The sequence below is a fragment of the Microbulbifer maximicatervae (SeqCode) genome (assembly GCF_052467385.1).
Window position 1 is genome coordinate 186222 of sequence record NZ_CP174311.1, and the last position, 20071, is coordinate 206292.

Sequence of the window (20071 nt, forward strand, 5' to 3'; positions counted from 1 at the left end):
TATCAGGCTTTTCTTGTCGTATGAATAATTATTTTTTAATTGCTGTTGTTTTTGTTTTCTTATTGAATTTATATTTTGTTTTATTTTTATCTTTTTAAGGATATTTTTAATTTTTTTTAAGTGTGGTCGTAGCTATTGTTTTTTGTTTGTTAGATTTTTAGGCTGTTTCTATTTCTGGGGGGAGTTATTGGGGTTTTAAAGTTGAAGCTCCGAGAATCATCTTGATACCTAATAATGGAAATTGTGAATCGGAGCAAAGAATTCTAGTTTGAATGCAGTATGTCAATTATTATTGACTAGATGAGTAGCATTAAGGTGTGTTTCTATTTTTCATTGGTATTCATCCGTTTGGAACGATATAAGGCGGCCAGTCATACATGAGAGTACAGGCTGGCCGCTATCGCTAGCTTTTATCCCTCTTCGGTCGAAGTTGCGCCAGGTAAATCCTTATCTACTTTGAGCTCGGTAACTGATCCCATACCAAGTTTACCAATTTTATCTTTTATCTTGGTTTTGTCTCCAACGATAATCCAGGTAAATTGATCAACCTTTAAAGTGTCTCGAGCAAGTGAATGGATCGAAGGTAGATCGACATTGCGAACTTCATTTGCATAACCTTCCATATAATTCAAAGGTCGATCGTAGGTAACCATTCCAGAAATAGCTCCTGATACAGCTCGAACTGTTTCAAAACGGCCGGGCAATTCATTGATTCGCTTGTCTTTAATTTTCTGCAGCTCGTCTTCTTTTGCTGGAGAATCGCCGACATAGGCTTGGAGTTCTTTATAAAGCTCTTTTAAAGATTCACTGGTCTTGTCCGTTTGAACTGGTGCATAGACTAAGAGCGGTTGCTGTCCTTTGGCCCCAGTCATAAATGAATAGGCTCCATAAGCCCAGTGCTTATCCTCCCGCAAATTCATATTAATTCGCGCGGTAAAAGTGCCTCCAAATATATCATTCATCATATGTAAGGCTTCTCGCTGTGGCATCGTTTCCGACGGAGCCAGGAGACCGCCAATAATTATGCTCTGTTCAGCTCCCGGTTTATCAATTAGATAAATTCTGGTTTTTTCTGGGTGCGCAACCTGTTGTAGATTCTTTGTAGGTAACGGCTCTTCGGGTGCTTTCCAATCCGCAAAGTGCTGCTCTAATTTTTTTGTCAGATCACCCATGCTGATGTCTCCGACTGCAACCAGAGTGGCATTATCGGGGCGCATCCAGGTTTTGTGGTAATTTACCAGATCTTCACGGTTCAGGGAGCTGATAGAGCTTTCTGTTCCCGAACCGGTGAGAGGAACTGCATAAGCATGTCCTTCACCATATAAAAGAGGTGGCAGATTCCGCAAAGCCATGTTTACCGGCTGGGTTTTTTCCTGCTGGATTCCTGCTATCCACCGAGCACGTTTCCGCTCAATCTCTTCATCGGAATAGGCTGGATGCATTACGATATCGGCAAACAAGGATATGGAGCTATCGAGATTGTTTTTTAATGCGTTGAGCCGTACAGAAGAAGTATCAATGTTCGAACCAGCCGAGATTCTGGCCCCTAACATTTCTGCTTTGGCATCAATCTCTAAGGCGCTTAATTTTGTAGTCCCTTCCTTTAGCATGGACATGGCATAGCTAGAGGTTCCCAATTTAGCACCCTGGTCTGCAGCGTAACCGGCATCAAACATAAGGCGAATATCGACTACTGGCGCAGAGTCGCGTTGGGCAAGTATCACTTTTAGACCGTTAGAGAGTTTCGTGGTCTGTAATTCTGGAAATGGGATGCTGGGGAATTCACCGGTATCGGGTAATTTAGACCTATCTGCACCAGTCTCGGAAGTAGTGTATTTGGGGAAAGGGTGTACTTCCAGATTATAATCACCACTGGAAAGCCATTTTACTGCGGCTTCTTTTACCTTTTGAGGGCTGGTGTTTTGCATTTTGGTTAACGCTTCCAGGTAAGCGTTGGGATTGTCGAGGTAGAGTTCACCCCGAGCCAAAATTACGCCCTTACCGCCCCAGCCACCTACCTGCTCGAGGTTGCGTGCTTGGGATGCATAGTGGCTCATATTAACCCTTGCTAGTTCCTCTTTGCTTGGCCCTTCCTTGAGAAAACGTTGTAGTTCTTCCTCAATGGCGGCCTCTACTGTTGCGAGTTCAACCCCGGGCTTTACATCGGCAACAATAGGGAAGATGGAAGACAATTCAAATTCATGCAGCCCAATATTAACTTTGGTAGCGATTTGATCTTTGTATACGAGGCGCTGGTAGAGCCGGGAGTTTTTTCCATCCCCCAAAACTGCTGCTGCTAGAGCAATAGCTCCAGCATCGTCGTGAGCTAGATTAGGGGTATTCCAGACTTTATAAAGACGCGATTGAGCAACTTGATCAAACATCTGCTCACGGCTGGACTGATCTCGCTTGGCAATCCACGCTTTTTTCTTGATAAGAGGAGGGCCGGAGGGAATGTCGCCAAAAAAATGGGCTGCTTTTTCTTTTGCTGTTTCTACATCAATATCACCGGCAAGTACTAGTACGGTATTAGCTGCGCCGTAATACTGTTTAAACCACTCGTGAACATCTTCAAGAGAAGCTGCATTCAGGTCTTCCATTGAGCCGATGGTGGTCCAGGAGTAGGGATGCCCAGCTGGATAAATTGCTTTCTGCATCCGCTCCCATACTTTCCCATAGGGCTGGTTCTGGCCCTGGCGCTTCTCATTCTGCACAACGCCACGTTGCTCATCGAGTTTTTCCTGAGTAATTGCGCCCAATAGATGACCCATTCGGTCAGACTCCATCCATAGAGCCATGTCTAAGGCGTTGGTGGGTACTGTCTCGAAGTAATTTGTGCGATCCAGCCAGGTGGTACCATTCATACCAGTTGCACCAGCTAGTTCAAACGGTTTAAAAAACTCATCATTATAGTTTTCTGAACCATTGAACATCAGGTGCTCAAATAAATGTGCAAACCCTGTTCTTCCAGGTTTTTCATCTTTTGAGCCAACGTGGTACCAAACGCCCACGGAAACAATAGGAGCCTTGCGATCCTCGTGGACGATTACACGTAGGCCATTGGGCAGAGTAAATTTCTCATAACCTATTTTTAGGGACTCAAACTTATTTTCTAAATTCTCGGAGGCAAACAGCTCTTTCTTGGCCTCGGGGTTTTTATTATTTTGGGGAGCGTCACTGCAAGCTGAGAGCGCTATAGCGAGCGCTAATGGAATGCTGTACTTCCGTACCGTTTTCATAATGGTTTCCTTGTCCCTTTTTCCTGTAGGAGAGAGTTATCGTTCCATGGCTTTAATTTTTTATAGTTCTAAACTGGCATTAGGTGATTTTCTTTGCGCTCCCTTTAAATTAGATTTGGAGCACCAAACCAGCATTGGTAAACCCTGCATTGATATAAGCAGAGAAAAGTTGCCAGAAAGTCTGATAATAAATGGCTGGCTTGGGGCTTAGCAAATTTAAGTTGTACTTTTTGGGGCGTACGACTCAGTAGGCTTGGCGTATGATTTCAATACCTGGAAGGATTGCTCGATTCCAGGCAGCATCAACTTCTGGCGAGTATTCCTCGTCGTGCTGCCTAATGGTGGCGAGTAGGGCGTCGAGCCAGAGGCGATACCATTCTGGGCGGATATTATAGCCGTTGCGATCGTGACTTTTACCCAGAGCGCGCAGCTTGGTGTCTGGCATGCCGCGAGAATAAAGCACTAGCTGCATAATGCCGTTACGCAAAAGATGGCGCTGGGCTTTCATATCTGTATTGGCAAAGAGCTGACGGATGTCTGTAGAACTTCCCATAAAACGATCATAAAAATCCACAAAAAACTGTTCTTTATTGCAACAGCGTCCATAGCTTTGAAAAACGATATCACTATCCGTTGGTTGCATCGTTTTGGTTACCTCTTATGTTGGCCACCCTCAGTTTTACTTTTAAGTGGCCTCTGTGACTAATATGCATTTGGAAGGGGGGCGGCGATTCTAGCGATCGAATTTAGAAGCGGGAAGTACAATTTGGCTGTGCCTGCTTGTTATCTGGCGTAATTAATTAGTAACTCTCTGTGTGTGAATGGCTGTTTCAGGGCTGATACTCTGAGTTCTATAAGGCTTTATTTACATTGTCTGGTGTCGATTGCTACTTGAATCGCAATTACATGGCCTTTTATTTATTTAACTGGCTTAGGTAGTCCTTTGGAGGTTGGAGGATTGATCCTGAAAGCATTGCCATTAGTTGGCGTTAGGTGTCAATTCTGTTTGAAGTAACTACTCGCTTACCTCCTGGGCGAACAGCTATCAACTAAGGTCGCTTTTGGCTTGATGACCCCTAAGACAGTATCAGCTGCGCTAATAATGCGTAGATTGGCTGATATAACAACGTATTCCCCTGTTTTTAATATCGGCATCAATAGGTTCCAGTTGATATAATCGCCGCCCACATTTTTCAGTTAATCGAAGTAGAAGAGGATTGGCTAATGGCGGTCAAACTGATGGCAGATCTCGATCTCGCTGGTAAGCGCTTACTTATCCGTGAGGACCTGAATGTACCGGTTAAGGACGGTCGTGTAACTTCCGATGCACGTATTCGCGCGGCACTACCGACGATAAAAGCCGCCATCGAAGCCGGGGCTAAAGTGCTGTTGATGTCCCATCTGGGGCGCCCTACAGAGGGTGAGTACGCGGAAGAATTCTCCCTGGCCCCTGTTGCTGCACACCTGGGTGAGCTGTTGGGCCGTGATGTGGCGCTGGTCAAAGAGTGGCGCGATGGCGTTGAACTGGCCGATGGGGAAGTTGCCCTGCTGGAAAATGTACGTTTCAACAGCGGTGAAAAAAAGGACGATGAGTCTCTGGCAAAGGCCTATGCGCAATTGTGCGACATCTTCGTGATGGATGCCTTTGGTACTGCCCACCGGGCCCAGGCTTCCACCCATGGTGTGGCTAAATTTGCCCCGGTTGCTTGCGCCGGCCCTCTGTTGGCTGCTGAGCTGGACGCATTGGAGAAAGCCCTGGCTGAACCGGCGCGCCCGCTGGTTGCTATTGTTGGTGGTTCCAAAGTTTCTACAAAATTGACGGTACTCGAAAGCCTGGCTGACAAAGTCGATCAGCTGATTGTTGGTGGTGGTATTGCCAATACCTTCCTGGCAGCCAGCGGCAAGCCAGTGGGCAAGTCCCTTTGCGAGCACGATCTGGTAGATACCGCCAAGGCCCTGATGCAGAAGTGTGATATTCCTGTGCCAACTGATGTCGTCACAGGTAAAGAGTTCAGTGAATCCGCCGCAGCGGAAACCAAAAGTGCCGATGCTGTGGTTGAAGACGATATGATTTTTGATATCGGTCCGAAATCCTCCGAGCAACTGGAAGATATTCTCAGCAGTGCGAAAACCATTATCTGGAATGGTCCTGTAGGTGTGTTTGAATTTGACCAGTTTGGCAACGGTACCGAGCACCTCTCTAAAGCCATTGCCGAGAGCGCAGCGTTTTCTATAGCTGGTGGCGGCGACACCCTGGCAGCTGTGGATAAGTATGGCATTGCCGACAAGGTTTCCTATATCTCCACGGGTGGCGGTGCCTTCCTTGAATATGTTGAAGGTAAGAAGCTTCCAGCGGTCGCTATACTGGAAAGCCGCGCACAAGACTAAATAACGAAAAATAAGGCCTGTCGCAATTTGCAGGCAGGTCATAAAAGCAAAAATACAAATACTACGAGTAGACGAGAAAGGAATTAATTATGGCTCTTATCAGCCTGCGCCAAATGTTGGACCATGCCGCAGAGCATGGCTACGGTGTACCCGCATTTAATGTAAACAATCTAGAGCAGATGCGTGCGATTATGGAAGCGGCCAAAGAGACCGATTCTCCAGTAATCGTTCAAGCTTCTGCGGGCGCCCGCAAGTACGCCGGCGCTCCCTTCCTGCGCCACCTTATCCTTGCGGCTATTGAGGAGTTCCCTGAGATCCCGGTAGTTATGCACCAGGATCACGGCACCAGCCCCGCCGTTTGCCAGCGCTCTATCCAACTGGGCTTTAGCTCAGTGATGATGGACGGCTCCCTTGAGGAAGACGGCAAGACCCCGGCTTCTTACGAGTACAACGTAGATGTCACCAAGCGCGCGGTGGATATGGCCCACGCCTGTGGTGTTTCTGTTGAAGGTGAGCTGGGCTGCCTGGGTTCCCTGGAAACCGGTATGGCTGGAGAGGAAGATGGTGTTGGCGCTGAGGGCAAGTTGTCCCACGACCAGCTGCTGACCGATCCGGAAGAGGCCGCTGACTTCGTACAGAAAACCAAGGTGGATGCCCTGGCAATTGCCTGTGGTACCAGCCACGGTGCTTACAAGTTTACTCGTCCGCCCACAGGGGACATCCTGGCCATCGACCGTATCAAAGAGATTCACGCTCGTATTCCAGGCACCCACCTGGTAATGCACGGTTCCTCTTCTGTACCCCAGGAGTGGCTGGCTGTAATCAATGAGTTTGGTGGTGAGATCCCGGAAACCTACGGCGTTCCTGTTGAGCAGATCTGTGAAGGTATCAAGTACGGTGTGCGCAAGGTCAATATCGATACCGACCTGCGTTTGGCCTCGACTGGTGCCACACGTCGCTTCCTGGCTCAGAACCCATCTGAGTTTGACCCGCGTAAGTTCTACAAAGCCGCTATGCAAGCGATGAAGGAAATCTGTATCGCTCGTTATGAGGCGTTTGGCACTGCTGGTAATGCCAGCAAGATTCGTCCTGTTAGCCTCGATGTTATGAGCGAACGCTACGCTGCCGGTGAGCTGGAGCCGCAAATCAAGTAACAGTCTTCCACTGTTGCGAAGAGGTGGGATCTATGCCCACCTTTTTTCTTTTCAGGTTGTCTTTCCCGCTACGATATCACTACCCCTACTGCCAAAATGCAGTACCATTGCACTAATGGATACTTTGCAAGACCTCAGCACCTACGATAATAGCCCGGTAATAAAGCGCCCGGACTACTCGGCATTGCGTCAGAAGTTGCCTGAACTGGATTTTGGCGCTGACGAAACCCCTTTGTGCAAAGAGCTGCGGGATTATCGTAATTTTTACGATTTGCATTTTCCACGAGCCCATAAGACCGGGGTAGGCACATTTAAAGTTGCCGGATTTGAACTGGTTTCACAGTATTGGATGGTCGAGAATCCCAAGGGCACTTTGTTTATTTGCCACGGCTATTTTGATCATACGGGTATTTATGGTCCGGCAATCCGCTTTGGCCTGGAGCGGGATCTCAATGTAGTGATTTTTGATTTCCCCGGACATGGTTTATCCAGTGGTGAGCGTGTTGCTATCCATACTTTCCTGCAATACCGCCAGGCGTTTGATGGACTGTTGGAAATTGCGCGAAATAACTTGCCTGGGCCCTGGCATGCAATGGGCCAGAGCACCGGTGGCGCTGCACTACTGGCCCATCTGCAATACAGCCGCTGGCAGCCTCTGGATAAGGTCTTTTTGTTGGCTCCCTTGGTAAGGCCGTCAAACTGGGCCTGGCTAAATCGCTGGAAATATTATGTGGGCCGCCTGTTTATCCGCGAACCCGGCCGGGCCTTTACGATTAATACCCACGATGTGGAGTTTTCTCGACGTCAGGCACTCAGGGACCCCCTTCAATCTCAATCAATCTCTATGAGCTGGCTGAGGGCGATGGTGGATTGGTTGCAGACATTTCCCCGCACGGCACGCAACCCGCGCCCGATCCTTTTGGTTCAGGGAACGGATGATAAAACCGTTGATTGGCGTTATGGTCTTCATGCTGTTCGGAATCGTTTTCCCAATTGCCATCGGGTATTGATACGCGGTGCCCGGCACCAGATGATTAACGAAACCCAACCTTATCGCCATCAAATATTAGCGGCGATGGATGAGTGGTTAACCAAATAGGCTGTGAGCGATAACTTGTATCGCTCAACTCGCAGAGTTTTGACTTGCACTTTTCACTCGAAAAGCCTTAGCGAATCTACTTAGGGAGCTTCTGAATAACTCCGTGATACCTCTGGCATACAGAGCGGTTCACAATCAAGGCGCGGCTTCGCAGGAATGTCTAGACCTTTCAAGAAGTCGCAACGCTGAGTGTGAGTCGCTCTGTAAGCCCCGAAGGGCGGGCCTTGAAGGCCACAGCTGCTGCGTTGCAGCTCTTGCAAAGGACTAGGCCATTCGCGGCTAGCTGCGCCTAACATCTGCAGCCTTCAAGACCCGCAGAGGCATTACGGAGTTATTTAGAGGCTCCTTAGTTAGAAGAAATGAACACTCTGTAAATTTCCACTATAAGGTCGAAGGCGTCATCCATGCCTTATGCGGCGGTGCCCAAGTACAATATGTTCTTTCCTTCTCCTTTGGTCAAAAACTCTATTAATACTCCTCATGAGGCCAGCGCCAAGCCAGCCAAATAATAGCTAATTTGAGAATAATCTCGATAAATCCCAGATAGAAGTAGAAATACCAGGTGGACATTAAAAATGTTACAAATAAGAAAATAATGAAAGCTGAGGATGTAATAATATTTATCCAGCGAGAGATAGATGGTTTAAGTAATAAAGTAAGGGCAACCATAATACAGGGGAGTGACACAATGATTGATACAGTAAGTAGTGACTCTTGTGTGACCGCTCCAAATGGCCCGAACCCCTCAATTATTCTATCTATTTTTCCTGTCCTAAATAGCCCAAAGAAATCCCCATAGATGTAAAGTAGTACTACTGAAGCCCATAGCCCGGCTATTTTAATCTTAACATCTATATGACTGTCAGTGAGCTTGGTCGATGTGCTCTTTAAGTTGTCTTTATCGTTCATGACATTCCCTCGATCTTACTGGTAGATAACTTTTGATTTGATTCGGTAATAGTTGGTGGAGTTCTAATGCCCATAATTAGTAACCATAGACAGGTTCCGATCTCCCCTAGAGAGGCGGGTACTCTAATAAAAGCGGGGATTTGATATTCAGGGAAAAGTAAATTTGCGCAGAACCTTACTAAATAGCTAAGGCATCCTGCCATTAACAGTATGCCCAGTATTTTTGGTAGTAAGTTTGATTTGTAGACCAGGTATCCGAAAGGAAGTAACCATAATCCCCAGAGAGCATGGATTATTTGGATTCCGTTACTATACGATTTTAATAACAATAATACCTGGGTATAAATTTGTTCTTTTTCAAAAGTTAGGAGATATTCTGCTCCGCTAAGAAGTGTGAGAGCATCAACTTTGTTAACTATATTGAGTAGAGTAAATGGAATACTGGTGAGAGAAAAAATAACCATTAACAACGCACATCCTCTATTTACAGGTGCAAGTGTGCGATATAAAGCTAGTGGCAGTATTGAAAATAGTATATAGAGAAGTATCCCGCCTAAAATTCCTAATCTATATAGAAATTCATATTCCAGGATGTTTTGCGCTGTTAATGATGCATTTTCCCACGCTGTGGGAATTTTAGAAGGCACATATACTAAAGAAAATATTCCCAACAATATAGTAAGTAAATAAATAAGCCCAGAAAGTCTGGCATATTCTTTTTGAGTCATTTTATATCCTTGTAAAATCAAATTGACAGATAGAGAGCCAATAGTCGGTTAGGTCCTAGTCGCGGTACCCATATAAAGGGGACTGCGATGAAATTCCAACCACGGTAATCAGCTGGAATTTCATAAGAAGAATATGGTCAGCAAAGACGTACTTATGGTGTTGTTCCGTTGTGAATAGAGGTAAAGATTCTGTATCGCTAACGGTACTGAGACTATTGGGTGTGCGGTACTAGCTATTGACGCCATGGTGGTCTCTTTAGAGTCACTGTATGCAAAGAAACCTATTGGAATATTGAGTTGTGCGCTACCCAGCTAGGCATAGGCTGCGGAAAGCGTGGTTTGAAGTGCGGAATAGTGAGATAAGTGATTTGGGATGGTATGGCCATCCAGAAGCTTTGTGAGTCGCCAACCGTATGCGGCTCACACTGTTTAGCCTGCTGTTAATCGGGTTGTTGACTGGCTTTCTTGGATTCGGAGGGACTCGGTGTGGAGGCTGGCTTCTTGCGGGGTTTATCACTTTTCTCCGAAGTCTGTTTTGCACTTGTGGGAACTTTGTTAGTAGGGTATTCAACCTTACAGGTACCCTGTCCATTGTCCGATAGCACAATTTCATCCAGGTCATCCATTACCCGAATTGGGCCCGAATAGAATTTACGCATTCCCTTAATAAAGCCGATCTTGTCAGCTTCAGTAACGGGGGGTGGTATTAGGTGTGTTAAGGCAACCGATTTTACTCCCGCTTTGGTTGCCATCTTGGCAATGTCCAGAGTATTGGAATGGTAGTGGATAATTTGATTTGCCTTCTCATATCGCAAACGAGCGCGACGGTTATCCCCGGTTTGCTTCAGCTTGCTGATGTATTGGGCATAGCTGAGAGCCTCAGAAATCAGTAGATCGGCATCCCGTTCAATTGGCTCTAGCGCATCGAAAACATGGGTATCACCAGTAATGATGACTTTACAGGGGCCAAAACGTATCTCGTAACCAAATGCGGGAAAAACCGGTTCGTGATGTACGGCAAACACAGAGACATAAGTATCCCTGTGGTGCCACACATCTTGTACGACCTCGCTTTGATCCCCGGCAATATTCACTAGGTGGGGAGTGGCGACCGCTAGGACTGGATCGAGAATTCCCTGCCTATTTGCCGATCGAAAAAGGATGTCCGGCCCAAAACTCTTGTTAATTCCATCCAAAATGCGATGGATGCCGTAGGGTCCGTAGACATTAATAGGCGAGTCGGCACCAACAAACCAGGACTCGTTGATCACCATGGCCAAACCACCAAAGTGATCCGAGTGCCAGTGGGTAATAAAAATGGGGTCCAGCTGGGCGAGATTAAGGCCGAGCTGGCCAATTCTTGCTGTAGCTCCTTCGCCCGCATCGACGAGGAATAGTTTCCCACTGCTGCGAATAGCAACGCAGGCGGGATGGCGCAAGTATTGATAGCCCGGATCTGGCGTGCCAGTTCCACAAAAGTAGATGTGCATTTTGCCATCATCTTCCACATAAGGTGGGTAACGCTTCAGAGATTCAGGCTGCTCGGCCAGGCTTGAAATCGCGAAAAACACCCCGAGGGCAAGAGTGGCAAATATATCAACGATCAGTCGCATGGTTTTATAGATTCCAGTCGGTGCGGAAAATACATACCAAGGATATGCAGACATTTTTAAACGTACAAAAAAATGATTAACAATTTTGGTCAAGTATGTAGATGACGTGGACTCATGCCTTGTAAAGGATCAGGATTTAGGCTGCTATTAACTTAGTTTGTCATCAGGATTTTTATAGATGGTGGTTGGCTGTCCTTCCAGGCCGGAGTAAAAGAGAATAATAGTTACCGGAGTATCACCATCATTGCGCCCATAATGCCATTTGTCGGTAACTTCGATAAATGCCTTACCTGCCCCCAGAGTAAGCGTTTCCTTCTGTCCTGGGAGTACAATGGTTAAAGTGCCCTCTGCTACATAGACACCATTTAGCACTGGATGCTTGTGTACGGGCATCTGTTCGCCCACCGGGATAGTAACGCTAACAATCGTTAATTCCGGTTGCCCCGGTTTCATTTTTGGTAGGGAATGTCCTTCCCAGTCCTTTGTAGAGGAAACTAGAGTTTCAAACTTTACGTCGTTGGTTTTGTCCTGGCCAAATATATTTTCCGAGATAAATGCAAGTGTCAGAATAGCAAGGAAAAGCAGGTGGCGGCTCATTGAACTTTCCGGCAATCTTATGGAGATTTATGTAATTCTCGTTCAAGAATTAATGCTGTCCAATAAATTCGGGATAATCTCTACGGACCTACGTCGGAGAAAAAATTGGCTTTTAAATGCCCCCTACTAAAAAACTGATTACATTTGGCGGAATAGATGCAAGTAACGCCGGCTTACGGGGAGTATTTCTTCCCTATTTAGCAGGGTAATTTGAGCGGTATCTCCGTCCCTTATTACATGGCGAACGGCCTTTAAATTGACGACAACAGAGCGATGAACCTGGGCAAAGAGTTCGGGGTCAAGTTGGTGGGTTAGATCCTTTAATGGCGTGCGAATACAGGCTTCGAGATTGTTATTGCCGGATTCGCTCCAGGCGACCAGGGTATACTTCTCATCTGAACGTAAATAGTGCACATCTTCTACCGGTATCATCCGCAATTGCTGGCCTATGGAAGCGCGAATCCAGCGCAGGTATGGTTTGTCTTCCTTGGATTGAAGCTGTCTCGCTAATTGCTCGAGTAACTCCTGTTGATGATTGACGGGTTTGCAACTGCTGAGCCTTTCCCTAAGCCGCTCGGCGGTATCGGCGAGCCGCTCAATCTCTACCGGTTTTACCAGGTAGTCCAGTGCACCCTGGCTAAAAGCTTCCACGGCGTAGTTGTCGTATGCGGTAACGAAAACTAAATGGGCCCGACGCCCGATACTCTGGGCTGCCTCAATACCGGACTTACCCGGCATATGGATATCCAGAAAACAGATATCGGGCTGCTTTTCTTCAAATAGTTTTACGGCTTCACGACCATTGCGGGCCTCCGCAACAACCTTCAGCTCCGGCCAGACACTTTTGAGTTTGCGGACCAAAGACTGGCGCAGCAGTGGTTCATCGTCAGCTACTAAGGCGGTGATGGGCGTGGCACTCATATTTGCTCCTCGGCGGGGAATAGCAATTCGGCACAAAGACCTGTGGGCTGTTGGTCGATCAAACGCAAGCCTGCACTATCGCCATAGGTCAGTTGTAGCCGCTCTCTCAAAGTTGCCAACCCTGTCCCGAGACTGTTGGAATTGTCCTGGATGCCGATACCGCTATCGGTGACGGTGGCAATACAGAGGCCCTGTTCCAGCTTTATTTCAATATCAATGCGTCCCCCTTCCTCACTGGGGTCTATGCCATGGCGGACGGCATTTTCAACCAGTGACATCAGAGACATGGGCAGGCAAGACTGACTTCGCACCTCGTCATCAGCGTTGATAGAAAATTCCAGGCGATCCGGCATGCGCATTTGCATCAGGCCCAGGTAAGCCTGTACCAGAGTTAGCTCTTGCTCGACGGTACTTTGCTCCGACTCAAGTTTCGGTACTGCGGCGCGCAGGTAGGCAATCAGGTTGTTCAGTAGTGCGGGTGCCTGAGGGGATGAAGACTCTACCAGCTCTTGTACATTGGCGAGTGTATTAAATAAGAAGTGTGGGGCCACCTGGGATTGCAATAAACGCAGCCGCGCATTGAGCGCCTGGTGCTCCAGGGCACCCCGCTGCCGTTCAAAAAGTTGCGCCTGCTCTCGTACAGCAATATCCCGCTGGCGCAACAGCGCAGACATAGCGAGCCAGGGCCCGAATAACATGCCGGTCACCGCTATCAGGAGAAAACTCCAGTGTCGGCTGTGGTCCTGCCAAAGTGGAAGTGCCCCCGGTTTTGTCAAGGCAGGGGACAGGATTAGCAGCGATAGTGGAATAGAGATTGCCACACCCACCACCTGTATTACCCAGCGAGGTAATCGTTGAGGCAAGTTGCGCGGCCATTGCTCGAACAGGCAAAAAGTAACCAGTGCTGATATGGCAGCTGTGCTGGTTTGCAGTAGGAGCTCTGTATAAGTACCTTTCCAGCCGAAGCTGAGTAGCAGGGTCCAAAGCAGAGTAGCGAGCAAAACAGTCAGCGACCGCTGCCTGCTGGGTAGCAGTCGCACTTGAGCTGGGTTGGCTGTCGGCGAGTAATTCATGATGGCCGCCTTCGGTTAATTTAGGCGGCCATTCTTACACAGGTTTTACCGTTAAAGCGCTGCCTTACCTTGTAGATGCAGCTTTCTCCGCTGTGCCAACGCATCGACAGAGTAGAGTGCTAGACCCAGCCAGACAAACATAAAGGTGGTGAGCTTTTCTTCGCTGAAAGACTCGCCCAATACCTGGGTGGCGACCACCAGCATCAGTGTGGGGCCGATGTATTGCAGGAAGCCCAGTGTAGATAAGTTGAGCCTGCGCGCGGCGATCGTAAACAGCAGCAGGGGAACCAGGGTAATGGGGCCGGCAAAGAGCAGTAAGCTGTTTAACTCCAGGTTGTTGTTCAGCAAGTTGCTGGTGGGGCTGTCGCTCCAAAACAGGTAGATTACGGCCACTGGCAATATAAAGAGAGTTTCCACCGCGAGGCCGGTAAGGCTTTCCACTGGGGCCTGCTTGCGGGCCAAACCGTATAGCGCAAAGGAGCAGGCCAGGAACAGGGCAATCATCGGTATGCGACCAAACTGCCAAAGCTCATAGGCAATGCCGGTAGCGGCCAGCGCTACAGCGATCCATTGCAGTCGCCGCAGTTTCTCACCCAGGAACAGGACGCCCAGCAAAATATTGATCAGTGGATTGATGTAGTAACCCAGGCTGCCCTCGAGCAAATGGCCGTTATTGATCGCCCAGATAAACACCAGCCAGTTACCGCCGATCAATACCGTGGTCAGGGCCAGCATCCGCATCTTCTTGCCATCGCGCAGGGTGGCCAGAAAGTCCGGCATTTTGCGTACAATCAGCAGAATACCAATAGCGAGTACCAGCGACCAGATACTGCGGTGGGCAAGGATTTCCGCAGCGGGAATATCCTGTAATTTATTGAAGTAAAGTGGCGCCAGCCCCCAAATGAGGAAGGCGGAAATCCCGGCGAGAAGGCCGGTTGAGGCGGAATCATTACTACGCAAGGGAGCACCTGCTGTGGATAACTCTGGCTTTGATTCAGGGGTGGCACGTGGATGTGGTCACCTGGGTCTGAAGCAAAAGAATAGGTCTGGCCATTGTAGAAGCGGTGGCCGGGGGGGATCAATCTTTTTTACCGCGAGGAAGGCTCCGATTGGCGTGTCATTGGCGGGTATTTGTGGGTACCCGCCAACGACCGAAAGGCTTAGAAAAGCACGCGGCAGCGCAGGGTGCCGGGGATACTCTTCAATTTTTCCAGTGCCAGATCAGAATACTCTGCGTCCACATCGATCACTACATAGCCCACTGTTTCATTGGTTTGCAGGAACTGTGCGGAGATATTGATGGCATTTTCTGAGAACACCTGGTTGATAGCGCTCAGTACACCGGGCACATTCTTGTGAATATGCAGCAGGCGGTGGGTATCCAGGTGACCGGGCAGTGCTACTTCCGGGAAGTTCACAGAGCTGGTGGTGGTGCCGTTATCGGAGTAGTGAGCGAGTTTCTCCGATACTTCTGTACCGATATTCTCCTGGGCCTCCACAGTGGAGCCACCTACGTGAGGGGTCAGCAGCGCCTTATCGATTCCGCGTAGGGGAGAGACGAATTCGTCGCTGTTGCCACGGGGCTCAACCGGGAAGACATCGATCGCCGCACCGGCCAGGTGATTGCTCTTCAGTGCTTCTGCCAGGGCATCAATATCTACCACAGTGCCGCGAGAGGCGTTGAGGAGAATACTGCCGGGCTTCATCTGTGCGATCTGCTCGGCGCCCATCATCATTTTGGTGGAAGGCAACTCTGGTACATGCAGGGAGACCACATCGGATTCCGCCAACAATTCCGGAAGTGAGTTTACTTGGGTGGCATTGCCCAGCGGCAATTTGGTAATCACATCGTAGAATCTGACTCGCATCCCGATAGCTTCGGCCATAACAGAAACCTGGGAGCCGATAGCGCCGTAGCCGATAATGCCCAGGGTTTTGCCACGGGCCTCATATGAGCCCACCGCTGACTTCTGCCAGCCGCCGCGATGACACACTGCGTTTTTCTCTGGAATACCGCGCAGCATAAAAATAGTTTCTGCAATAATCAGCTCGGCAACGCTGCGAGTGTTGGAGTAGGGCGCATTAAATACCGCGATACCCAGTTCCGTCGCCGCCTGTAAATCCACTTGATTGGTGCCGATGCAAAAACAGCCTACGGCTACCAGCTTGGACGCGTGTTCCAACACTTTGCGGGTTAACTGGGTACGCGAGCGAATACCGATAAAGTGCGCATCGGCAATTTTCTCGATCAATTGATCTTCAGGCAGGGAGGTCTTGAGGTACTCCACATTGGTGTAGCCTCGGGAGCTGAGTAAGTCGACGGCGGACTGGTGTACGCCTTCCAGCAACAGGATGCGGATTTTATCTTTTTGCAGGGACTTCTTTTGATCGGAACTGTGCGCAGCCATAAACTATCTCTTCACTGAGTGCGAATAACAGGTGCAAAGTGCTTAGATCACTTCTTCGGGGGTGCCGCAATTTTGGCGAAGGCGCGATCATAGCACATGCAGCCTCCAAGGCTTTATTCGAAATTTCTATCCTAACTATCTTGTTTATCTATGTACCAACATCAATTTACCTGTGGCAGTGAAGTACCGTTTGGTTTGGGGAAGGTTGTCTGTGTGGGGCGCAATTACGCAGACCACGCGGCGGAGTTAAATAATCCGGTGCCAGAAGAACCCCTGCTATTTATCAAGCCGGCAACAGCAGCGGTACCTATGGCAGACACCATCCATTTACCAGCGGGGCGCGGCAGTTGTCACTTTGAAGGGGAGCTTGCCCTGTTGATTGGTAAGCGCTTGAGTAATGCCAACGTGGCAGAAGTCCCTGGGGCCATTGCTGGCTTGGGCCTCTCCCTGGATTTAACTTTGCGCGACCTCCAAACGAAGCTGAAAAAAGCGGGACATCCTTGGGAAAAGGCCAAGGGGTTTGATAAGTCATGCCCTCTTTCTCCCTTTGTGAAACTCGATTGGTTGCCGGACTGGGACAAGCTCAGCTATTCCCTATGGCTGAATGGTGAACTGCGCCAGCAGGGTAAAACCGAAAATATGCTGACACCAATTCTCGATCTGGTGGCCTATGTCAGCAGTTACTTTACGCTCGAACCCGGTGATGTGGTTTTGACGGGCACACCGGCGGGAGTGGGCGAATTACACCACGGCGATAATCTGGCGATGCAGTTGGAAGATGATTGGCTGCGTGTGGAAACGCAGGTTGCTTAATTCGCAACTATGATATGACTCTTTGATTTGTGATCACATTTTCGATATAACCGGGAAAACTATCTCCAAATTAAATGAGGTGTGTCATGTCAGCGAAAAATAATGTCCCCCAAAACCTGCAGGAATGGCAGGCTCTGGCGGCCTCACTGAAGATCGAGAGTCGTGCCTTTATCAATGGCAGCTATGTCGATGCCCTCTCCGGTGAAACTCGCGCCACTTTTAATCCCGCAAATGGTGAAGAGCTGGCGCAAGTTGCCAGCTGCGGTCCAAGTGACGCGGATTTGGTGGTAAAGGTGGCTCGGGAAACCTTCGAGTCTGGTGTTTGGTCGAAAATGCCGCCAATGCAGCGCAAAAAAATTATGGTGCGCTTTGCAGAGCTGATTGAAGAGAATCTGGTGGAAATTGCCCTGCTCGAGAGCCTCGATGCGGGTAAGCCGATTGGCGATACCATGGCCGTGGATGTCCCTGGAGCGGCCACTACGATTCGCTGGAGCGGTGAAGCAATCGACAAGATTTACGATGAAGTGGCCCCAACCGGCCCCGGTGAGCTGGGCTTGGTTACCCGTATGCCCCTGGGGGTGGTGGCCGCCATTGTGCCCTGGAACTTCCCTTTATCCACCACCGCCTGGAAACTGGGGCCGGCCCTGGCCACCGGCAACAGCGTTATCCTGAAGCCCGCGTCTAACACACCGCTGACAGCGATTAAGCTGGCGGGCCTGGCTAAGGACGCGGGCCTGCCGGATGGCGTGTTAAATGTGCTACCGGGACCGGGAAGTAGCTTGGGCAAGGCCTTGGGTCTGCATATGGATATCGATTGCCTGACCTTTACAGGCTCCACCGAAGTAGGCAAAACCCTGACCGAGTACTCAGGTCAGTCCAACCTCAAGCGTACTTTCCTTGAGCTCGGCGGTAAAAGCCCGAATATTGTATTTGCCGATGCAGATCTGGATAAGGCGGCAGAAGCAGCGGCCCTGGCCATTTTCTACAACCAGGGGGAGACCTGCACCGCCGGATCGCGTCTGCTGGTTGAAAAATCTATTGCCGATGAATTTATTCAAAAGGTGGCTAAAGCGGCAGAGTGCTTTAAGCCCGGGCATCCTCAAAACCCAAACACCCGTATGGGTGCCCTGATCGATCGCAGCCAGTTTGATACGGTTGAATTTTACGTGGCCAAGGGCCTGGAGCAGGGTGCGCAATTGGTTTGCGGCGGCAAACCGGTAGATGAAGTAGCAGGCGGTTACTACTATGAGCCAACGGTATTTCGCGGTGTTACCGGCGACATGACGATCGCCCGTGAAGAAATCTTTGGCCCGGTGCTGTCTGTTATCGAGTTCGAGATAGAGGAAGAAGCACTCGCCATTGCCAATGACTCAATCTACGGCCTGGCGGCGGGTATCTGGACCAATAACCTGGGTCGTGCCCACCGTATGGCCCGGGATATATACGCCGGCTCTGTTTGGGTAAATAACTATTTTGGCGGTGATATCACCGTACCGTTTGGTGGTTTTAAGCAGTCTGGAAATGGCCGCGATAAGTCGCTACATGCGCTGGATAAGTACTGTGAACTCAAGTCCACCTGGATTGATTTGAGTTAGCTTCTCAGATTTGAGGGCCGGACTCCCGGTCCTCATGCATTTTTCCCACTCACCCCGGAATTGCCACTAGATATACAGGGCTCCGGTGTAGTCAGTGTTTATCTCCCTCTACCTCCATACCAGCTACTGGATCGACGCGCAGTGGATTTTCTGGCGTGAATTATCTAGTCAGCTATACCTAACTTATTGCCCTGAGAAAAGTTTGGGGCGACATTTTCAGGATATGAGTATTCCAGTTCACGAGTTTTATAGCGTGTAGGGGTGCTGATTTGAACAAAACTACCGTTCTATTTGTGGCTTTAAGTGCCATTGGTGCGACCTATGCCCATGCTGAAAAAGCGCCAATTTTTGGCGAAATAGCAGGGCTTGTTAGCGCAGAAAAAATTTATACGAGTATGTCTCACAATAACAATCTCAAGCAGAGGCAAAGAGAGTGGATCAGGCTATTTGTCAATCGTGGTGATCAAGTCAGAAAAGGGCAGAAAATTGCTGAGCATCGCAATAGAAAAGGAAAAGTTGTCCTTGAATATATTGCCAATCGCTCAGGCAGAATTCTATTGAACAGCCGTTCAGCAGTTGACTCCGTAGAGTCTATTCTGGAGATCATTACGGTTGGAGAAGAGAAATACTGTGAATATGAAAATTGTGGTTTGATCGGTGTACGCTGAGAATTTTCAGGAATTGCCTGCTTGGCAGAAGCAGGGTTTGTTTGCAGATTAATAGCTGTGTAATCTGGGGATTCCTGATATTTGTGCGGCCCAATTATGAAACTTATTTATACCCATGAAAACCGTTTGTTGGTTGAGTTGGCAAAGAGTCGACTTGAAGTTGCGGGAATAAAAACACAATTAAAAAATGAATATGCCCAGGGGGCTACTGGTGAATTAGCCCCCAACCAGGTTTGGCCAGAATTATGGTTAGAGCGTGACCGCGATTTGGAGCGAGCCCGACAGGTCCTGGCTGAGGCTGAGGTGGATTCGAATAGCTGGTTCTGCCAGGCATGTGGGGAAGATAACGGTGCAGCTTTTGATTACTGCTGGCAATGTGGAGAACCCAAGCCAGCAGGAGCTGACTAAAGCGGAGTTTTGTGGGTCGCATATCACAATGCAAGTACTTCTCAACATTGATGTCGATGACTTAAACCGGGCGATCAATTTTTATCGAGATGCATTTGGCCTCTACGAAGGTCGCCGCCTGGGAACGGATATGATTGAGATGCTCGGTGGCACTGTGCCTATATTTCTACAGCAAAGGGATTCGGGGATCTGGCCGATAAACAGTAAAAAAAATATAGGTAGCTATGATCGGCACTGGACGCCGGCAAATATGGATATTGTTGTAGAGGATTTGCTTCTGGCAATAGAGCAGGTGGTCGATGCTGGTGGACAGATACAGGGTGAAATCCAGCAAAAAGAATGGGGAGTTAAGTCTTCATTAACTGACCCCTTTGGAAATGAGTTCTGTCTGGTACAGTTTGATGGCAGTGGTTCTGATACTATCAGCTTGTAAGAGAGTAGCTATTCAAATACTTAAA

19 protein-coding genes are annotated in these 20071 nt (G+C 48.8%); 9 read left to right on the forward strand and 10 right to left on the reverse strand.

The window, feature by feature from the left end; all coding sequences use genetic code 11:
- Positions 1 to 410 precede the first annotated feature (410 nt).
- The gene (locus tag ACJJIR_RS00860) at positions 411 to 3239 is read right to left on the reverse strand and encodes a M16 family metallopeptidase (protein WP_444906978.1); all 2829 of its coding nucleotides are present in this window, start codon (positions 3237 to 3239) and stop codon (positions 411 to 413) included.
- Between the two features lie 46 nt (positions 3240 to 3285).
- On the opposite strand from ACJJIR_RS00860, the gene ACJJIR_RS00865 reads away from it, so the two are divergent.
- The gene (locus ACJJIR_RS00865; protein WP_444906979.1) at positions 3286 to 3450 is read left to right on the forward strand and encodes a hypothetical protein; all 165 of its coding nucleotides are present in this window, start codon (positions 3286 to 3288) and stop codon (positions 3448 to 3450) included.
- 33 nt (positions 3451 to 3483) lie between these two features.
- On the opposite strand, the gene ACJJIR_RS00870 is transcribed toward ACJJIR_RS00865, so the two are convergent.
- The gene (locus ACJJIR_RS00870; protein ID WP_413663658.1) at positions 3484 to 3882 is read right to left on the reverse strand and encodes a globin; all 399 of its coding nucleotides are present in this window, start codon (positions 3880 to 3882) and stop codon (positions 3484 to 3486) included.
- A gap of 581 nt (positions 3883 to 4463) precedes the next feature.
- On the opposite strand from ACJJIR_RS00870, the gene ACJJIR_RS00875 reads away from it, so the two are divergent.
- The 3 genes from ACJJIR_RS00875 (at position 4464) to ACJJIR_RS00885 (ending at position 7880) form a co-directional block, all read left to right on the forward strand.
- Complete coding sequence (locus ACJJIR_RS00875) at positions 4464 to 5627, forward strand: phosphoglycerate kinase (RefSeq protein WP_444906980.1); 1164 nt, start codon at positions 4464 to 4466, stop codon at positions 5625 to 5627.
- A gap of 89 nt (positions 5628 to 5716) precedes the next feature.
- Positions 5717 to 6781: a class II fructose-bisphosphate aldolase gene (gene fba / locus ACJJIR_RS00880; RefSeq protein WP_282930878.1), complete on the forward strand. Its 1065-nt coding sequence runs from the start codon at positions 5717 to 5719 to the stop codon at positions 6779 to 6781.
- 115 nt (positions 6782 to 6896) lie between these two features.
- Complete coding sequence (locus ACJJIR_RS00885) at positions 6897 to 7880, forward strand: alpha/beta hydrolase (RefSeq protein WP_444906981.1); 984 nt, start codon at positions 6897 to 6899, stop codon at positions 7878 to 7880.
- Between the two features lie 468 nt (positions 7881 to 8348).
- Here ACJJIR_RS00885 and ACJJIR_RS00890 read toward each other — a convergent pair whose 3' ends face one another.
- The 8 genes from ACJJIR_RS00890 to serA all read right to left on the reverse strand — a co-directional run bounded on the left by ACJJIR_RS00890 (position 8349) and on the right by serA (position 16129).
- Complete coding sequence (locus tag ACJJIR_RS00890) at positions 8349 to 8789, reverse strand: DUF6326 family protein (protein ID WP_413663655.1); 441 nt, start codon at positions 8787 to 8789, stop codon at positions 8349 to 8351.
- Entirely contained in the window at positions 8786 to 9517 is a 732-nt protein-coding gene (locus ACJJIR_RS00895; protein ID WP_444895815.1) for a DUF4386 domain-containing protein, read from the reverse strand. Before ACJJIR_RS00895 ends, ACJJIR_RS00890 begins: the two co-directional genes overlap by 4 nt.
- 440 nt (positions 9518 to 9957) lie before the next feature.
- Positions 9958 to 11130: an MBL fold metallo-hydrolase gene (locus ACJJIR_RS00900; protein WP_444906982.1), complete on the reverse strand. Its 1173-nt coding sequence runs from the start codon at positions 11128 to 11130 to the stop codon at positions 9958 to 9960.
- A gap of 147 nt (positions 11131 to 11277) precedes the next feature.
- Positions 11278 to 11727 (reverse strand): cupin domain-containing protein, encoded by a 450-nt coding sequence (locus ACJJIR_RS00905; RefSeq protein WP_444895817.1) that lies wholly within the window; start codon positions 11725 to 11727, stop codon positions 11278 to 11280.
- 138 nt (positions 11728 to 11865) lie between these two features.
- Positions 11866 to 12648, reverse strand: a complete 783-nt coding sequence (locus ACJJIR_RS00910; protein ID WP_444906983.1) for a LytR/AlgR family response regulator transcription factor — start codon at positions 12646 to 12648, stop codon at positions 11866 to 11868.
- On the reverse strand, positions 12645 to 13721 hold the full coding sequence (locus tag ACJJIR_RS00915; RefSeq protein ID WP_444906984.1) for a sensor histidine kinase: 1077 nt from the start codon (positions 13719 to 13721) through the stop codon (positions 12645 to 12647). The genes ACJJIR_RS00910 and ACJJIR_RS00915 overlap by 4 nt, the downstream gene beginning before the upstream one ends.
- 51 nt (positions 13722 to 13772) lie before the next feature.
- Positions 13773 to 14681 carry an EamA family transporter RarD gene (gene rarD, locus ACJJIR_RS00920; protein WP_444906985.1) on the reverse strand — a complete coding sequence of 303 codons (909 nt, stop codon included), beginning with the start codon at positions 14679 to 14681 and terminating at the stop codon, positions 13773 to 13775.
- Between the two features lie 200 nt (positions 14682 to 14881).
- Positions 14882 to 16129, reverse strand: a complete 1248-nt coding sequence (gene serA, locus ACJJIR_RS00925) for a phosphoglycerate dehydrogenase (RefSeq protein WP_282930886.1) — start codon at positions 16127 to 16129, stop codon at positions 14882 to 14884.
- A gap of 150 nt (positions 16130 to 16279) precedes the next feature.
- Here serA and ACJJIR_RS00930 point away from each other — a divergent pair, with 150 nt between their 5' ends.
- The 5 genes from ACJJIR_RS00930 (at position 16280) to ACJJIR_RS00950 (ending at position 20046) form a co-directional block, all read left to right on the forward strand.
- Positions 16280 to 16942, forward strand: coding sequence for a fumarylacetoacetate hydrolase family protein (locus ACJJIR_RS00930; RefSeq protein ID WP_282930887.1), 663 nt, complete (start codon positions 16280 to 16282; stop codon positions 16940 to 16942).
- Positions 16943 to 17028: 86 nt separating this feature from the next.
- A complete protein-coding gene (locus tag ACJJIR_RS00935) occupies positions 17029 to 18537 on the forward strand; it encodes an aldehyde dehydrogenase (protein ID WP_444906986.1) in 1509 nt (502 codons plus the stop codon).
- Between the two features lie 269 nt (positions 18538 to 18806).
- On the forward strand, positions 18807 to 19205 hold the full coding sequence (locus tag ACJJIR_RS00940; protein ID WP_413663646.1) for a hypothetical protein: 399 nt from the start codon (positions 18807 to 18809) through the stop codon (positions 19203 to 19205).
- Between the two features lie 96 nt (positions 19206 to 19301).
- Positions 19302 to 19613, forward strand: a complete 312-nt coding sequence (locus ACJJIR_RS00945; RefSeq protein WP_282930890.1) for a putative signal transducing protein — start codon at positions 19302 to 19304, stop codon at positions 19611 to 19613.
- A complete protein-coding gene (locus ACJJIR_RS00950) occupies positions 19555 to 20046 on the forward strand; it encodes a VOC family protein (protein ID WP_444906987.1) in 492 nt (163 codons plus the stop codon). The genes ACJJIR_RS00945 and ACJJIR_RS00950 overlap by 59 nt, the downstream gene beginning before the upstream one ends.
- Positions 20047 to 20071 lie beyond the last annotated feature (25 nt).

What these genes read in the sequence shown, in the direction of transcription:
- ACJJIR_RS00860 (WP_444906978.1), bottom strand. Translation starts at nt 3,239, where the DNA reads ATGAAAACGGTACGGAAGTACAGCATTCCATTAGCGCTCGCTATAGCG.
- ACJJIR_RS00865 (WP_444906979.1), top strand. Translation starts at nt 3,286, where the DNA reads ATGGCTTTAATTTTTTATAGTTCTAAACTGGCATTAGGTGATTTTCTT.
- ACJJIR_RS00870 (WP_413663658.1), bottom strand. Translation starts at nt 3,882, where the DNA reads ATGCAACCAACGGATAGTGATATCGTTTTTCAAAGCTATGGACGCTGT.
- ACJJIR_RS00875 (WP_444906980.1), top strand. Translation starts at nt 4,464, where the DNA reads ATGGCGGTCAAACTGATGGCAGATCTCGATCTCGCTGGTAAGCGCTTA.
- fba (WP_282930878.1), top strand. Translation starts at nt 5,717, where the DNA reads ATGGCTCTTATCAGCCTGCGCCAAATGTTGGACCATGCCGCAGAGCAT.
- ACJJIR_RS00885 (WP_444906981.1), top strand. Translation starts at nt 6,897, where the DNA reads ATGGATACTTTGCAAGACCTCAGCACCTACGATAATAGCCCGGTAATA.
- ACJJIR_RS00890 (WP_413663655.1), bottom strand. Translation starts at nt 8,789, where the DNA reads ATGAACGATAAAGACAACTTAAAGAGCACATCGACCAAGCTCACTGAC.
- ACJJIR_RS00895 (WP_444895815.1), bottom strand. Translation starts at nt 9,517, where the DNA reads ATGACTCAAAAAGAATATGCCAGACTTTCTGGGCTTATTTATTTACTT.
- ACJJIR_RS00900 (WP_444906982.1), bottom strand. Translation starts at nt 11,130, where the DNA reads ATGCGACTGATCGTTGATATATTTGCCACTCTTGCCCTCGGGGTGTTT.
- ACJJIR_RS00905 (WP_444895817.1), bottom strand. Translation starts at nt 11,727, where the DNA reads ATGAGCCGCCACCTGCTTTTCCTTGCTATTCTGACACTTGCATTTATC.
- ACJJIR_RS00910 (WP_444906983.1), bottom strand. Translation starts at nt 12,648, where the DNA reads ATGAGTGCCACGCCCATCACCGCCTTAGTAGCTGACGATGAACCACTG.
- ACJJIR_RS00915 (WP_444906984.1), bottom strand. Translation starts at nt 13,721, where the DNA reads ATGAATTACTCGCCGACAGCCAACCCAGCTCAAGTGCGACTGCTACCC.
- serA (WP_282930886.1), bottom strand. Translation starts at nt 16,129, where the DNA reads ATGGCTGCGCACAGTTCCGATCAAAAGAAGTCCCTGCAAAAAGATAAA.
- ACJJIR_RS00930 (WP_282930887.1), top strand. Translation starts at nt 16,280, where the DNA reads ATGTACCAACATCAATTTACCTGTGGCAGTGAAGTACCGTTTGGTTTG.
- ACJJIR_RS00935 (WP_444906986.1), top strand. Translation starts at nt 17,029, where the DNA reads ATGTCAGCGAAAAATAATGTCCCCCAAAACCTGCAGGAATGGCAGGCT.
- ACJJIR_RS00945 (WP_282930890.1), top strand. Translation starts at nt 19,302, where the DNA reads ATGAAACTTATTTATACCCATGAAAACCGTTTGTTGGTTGAGTTGGCA.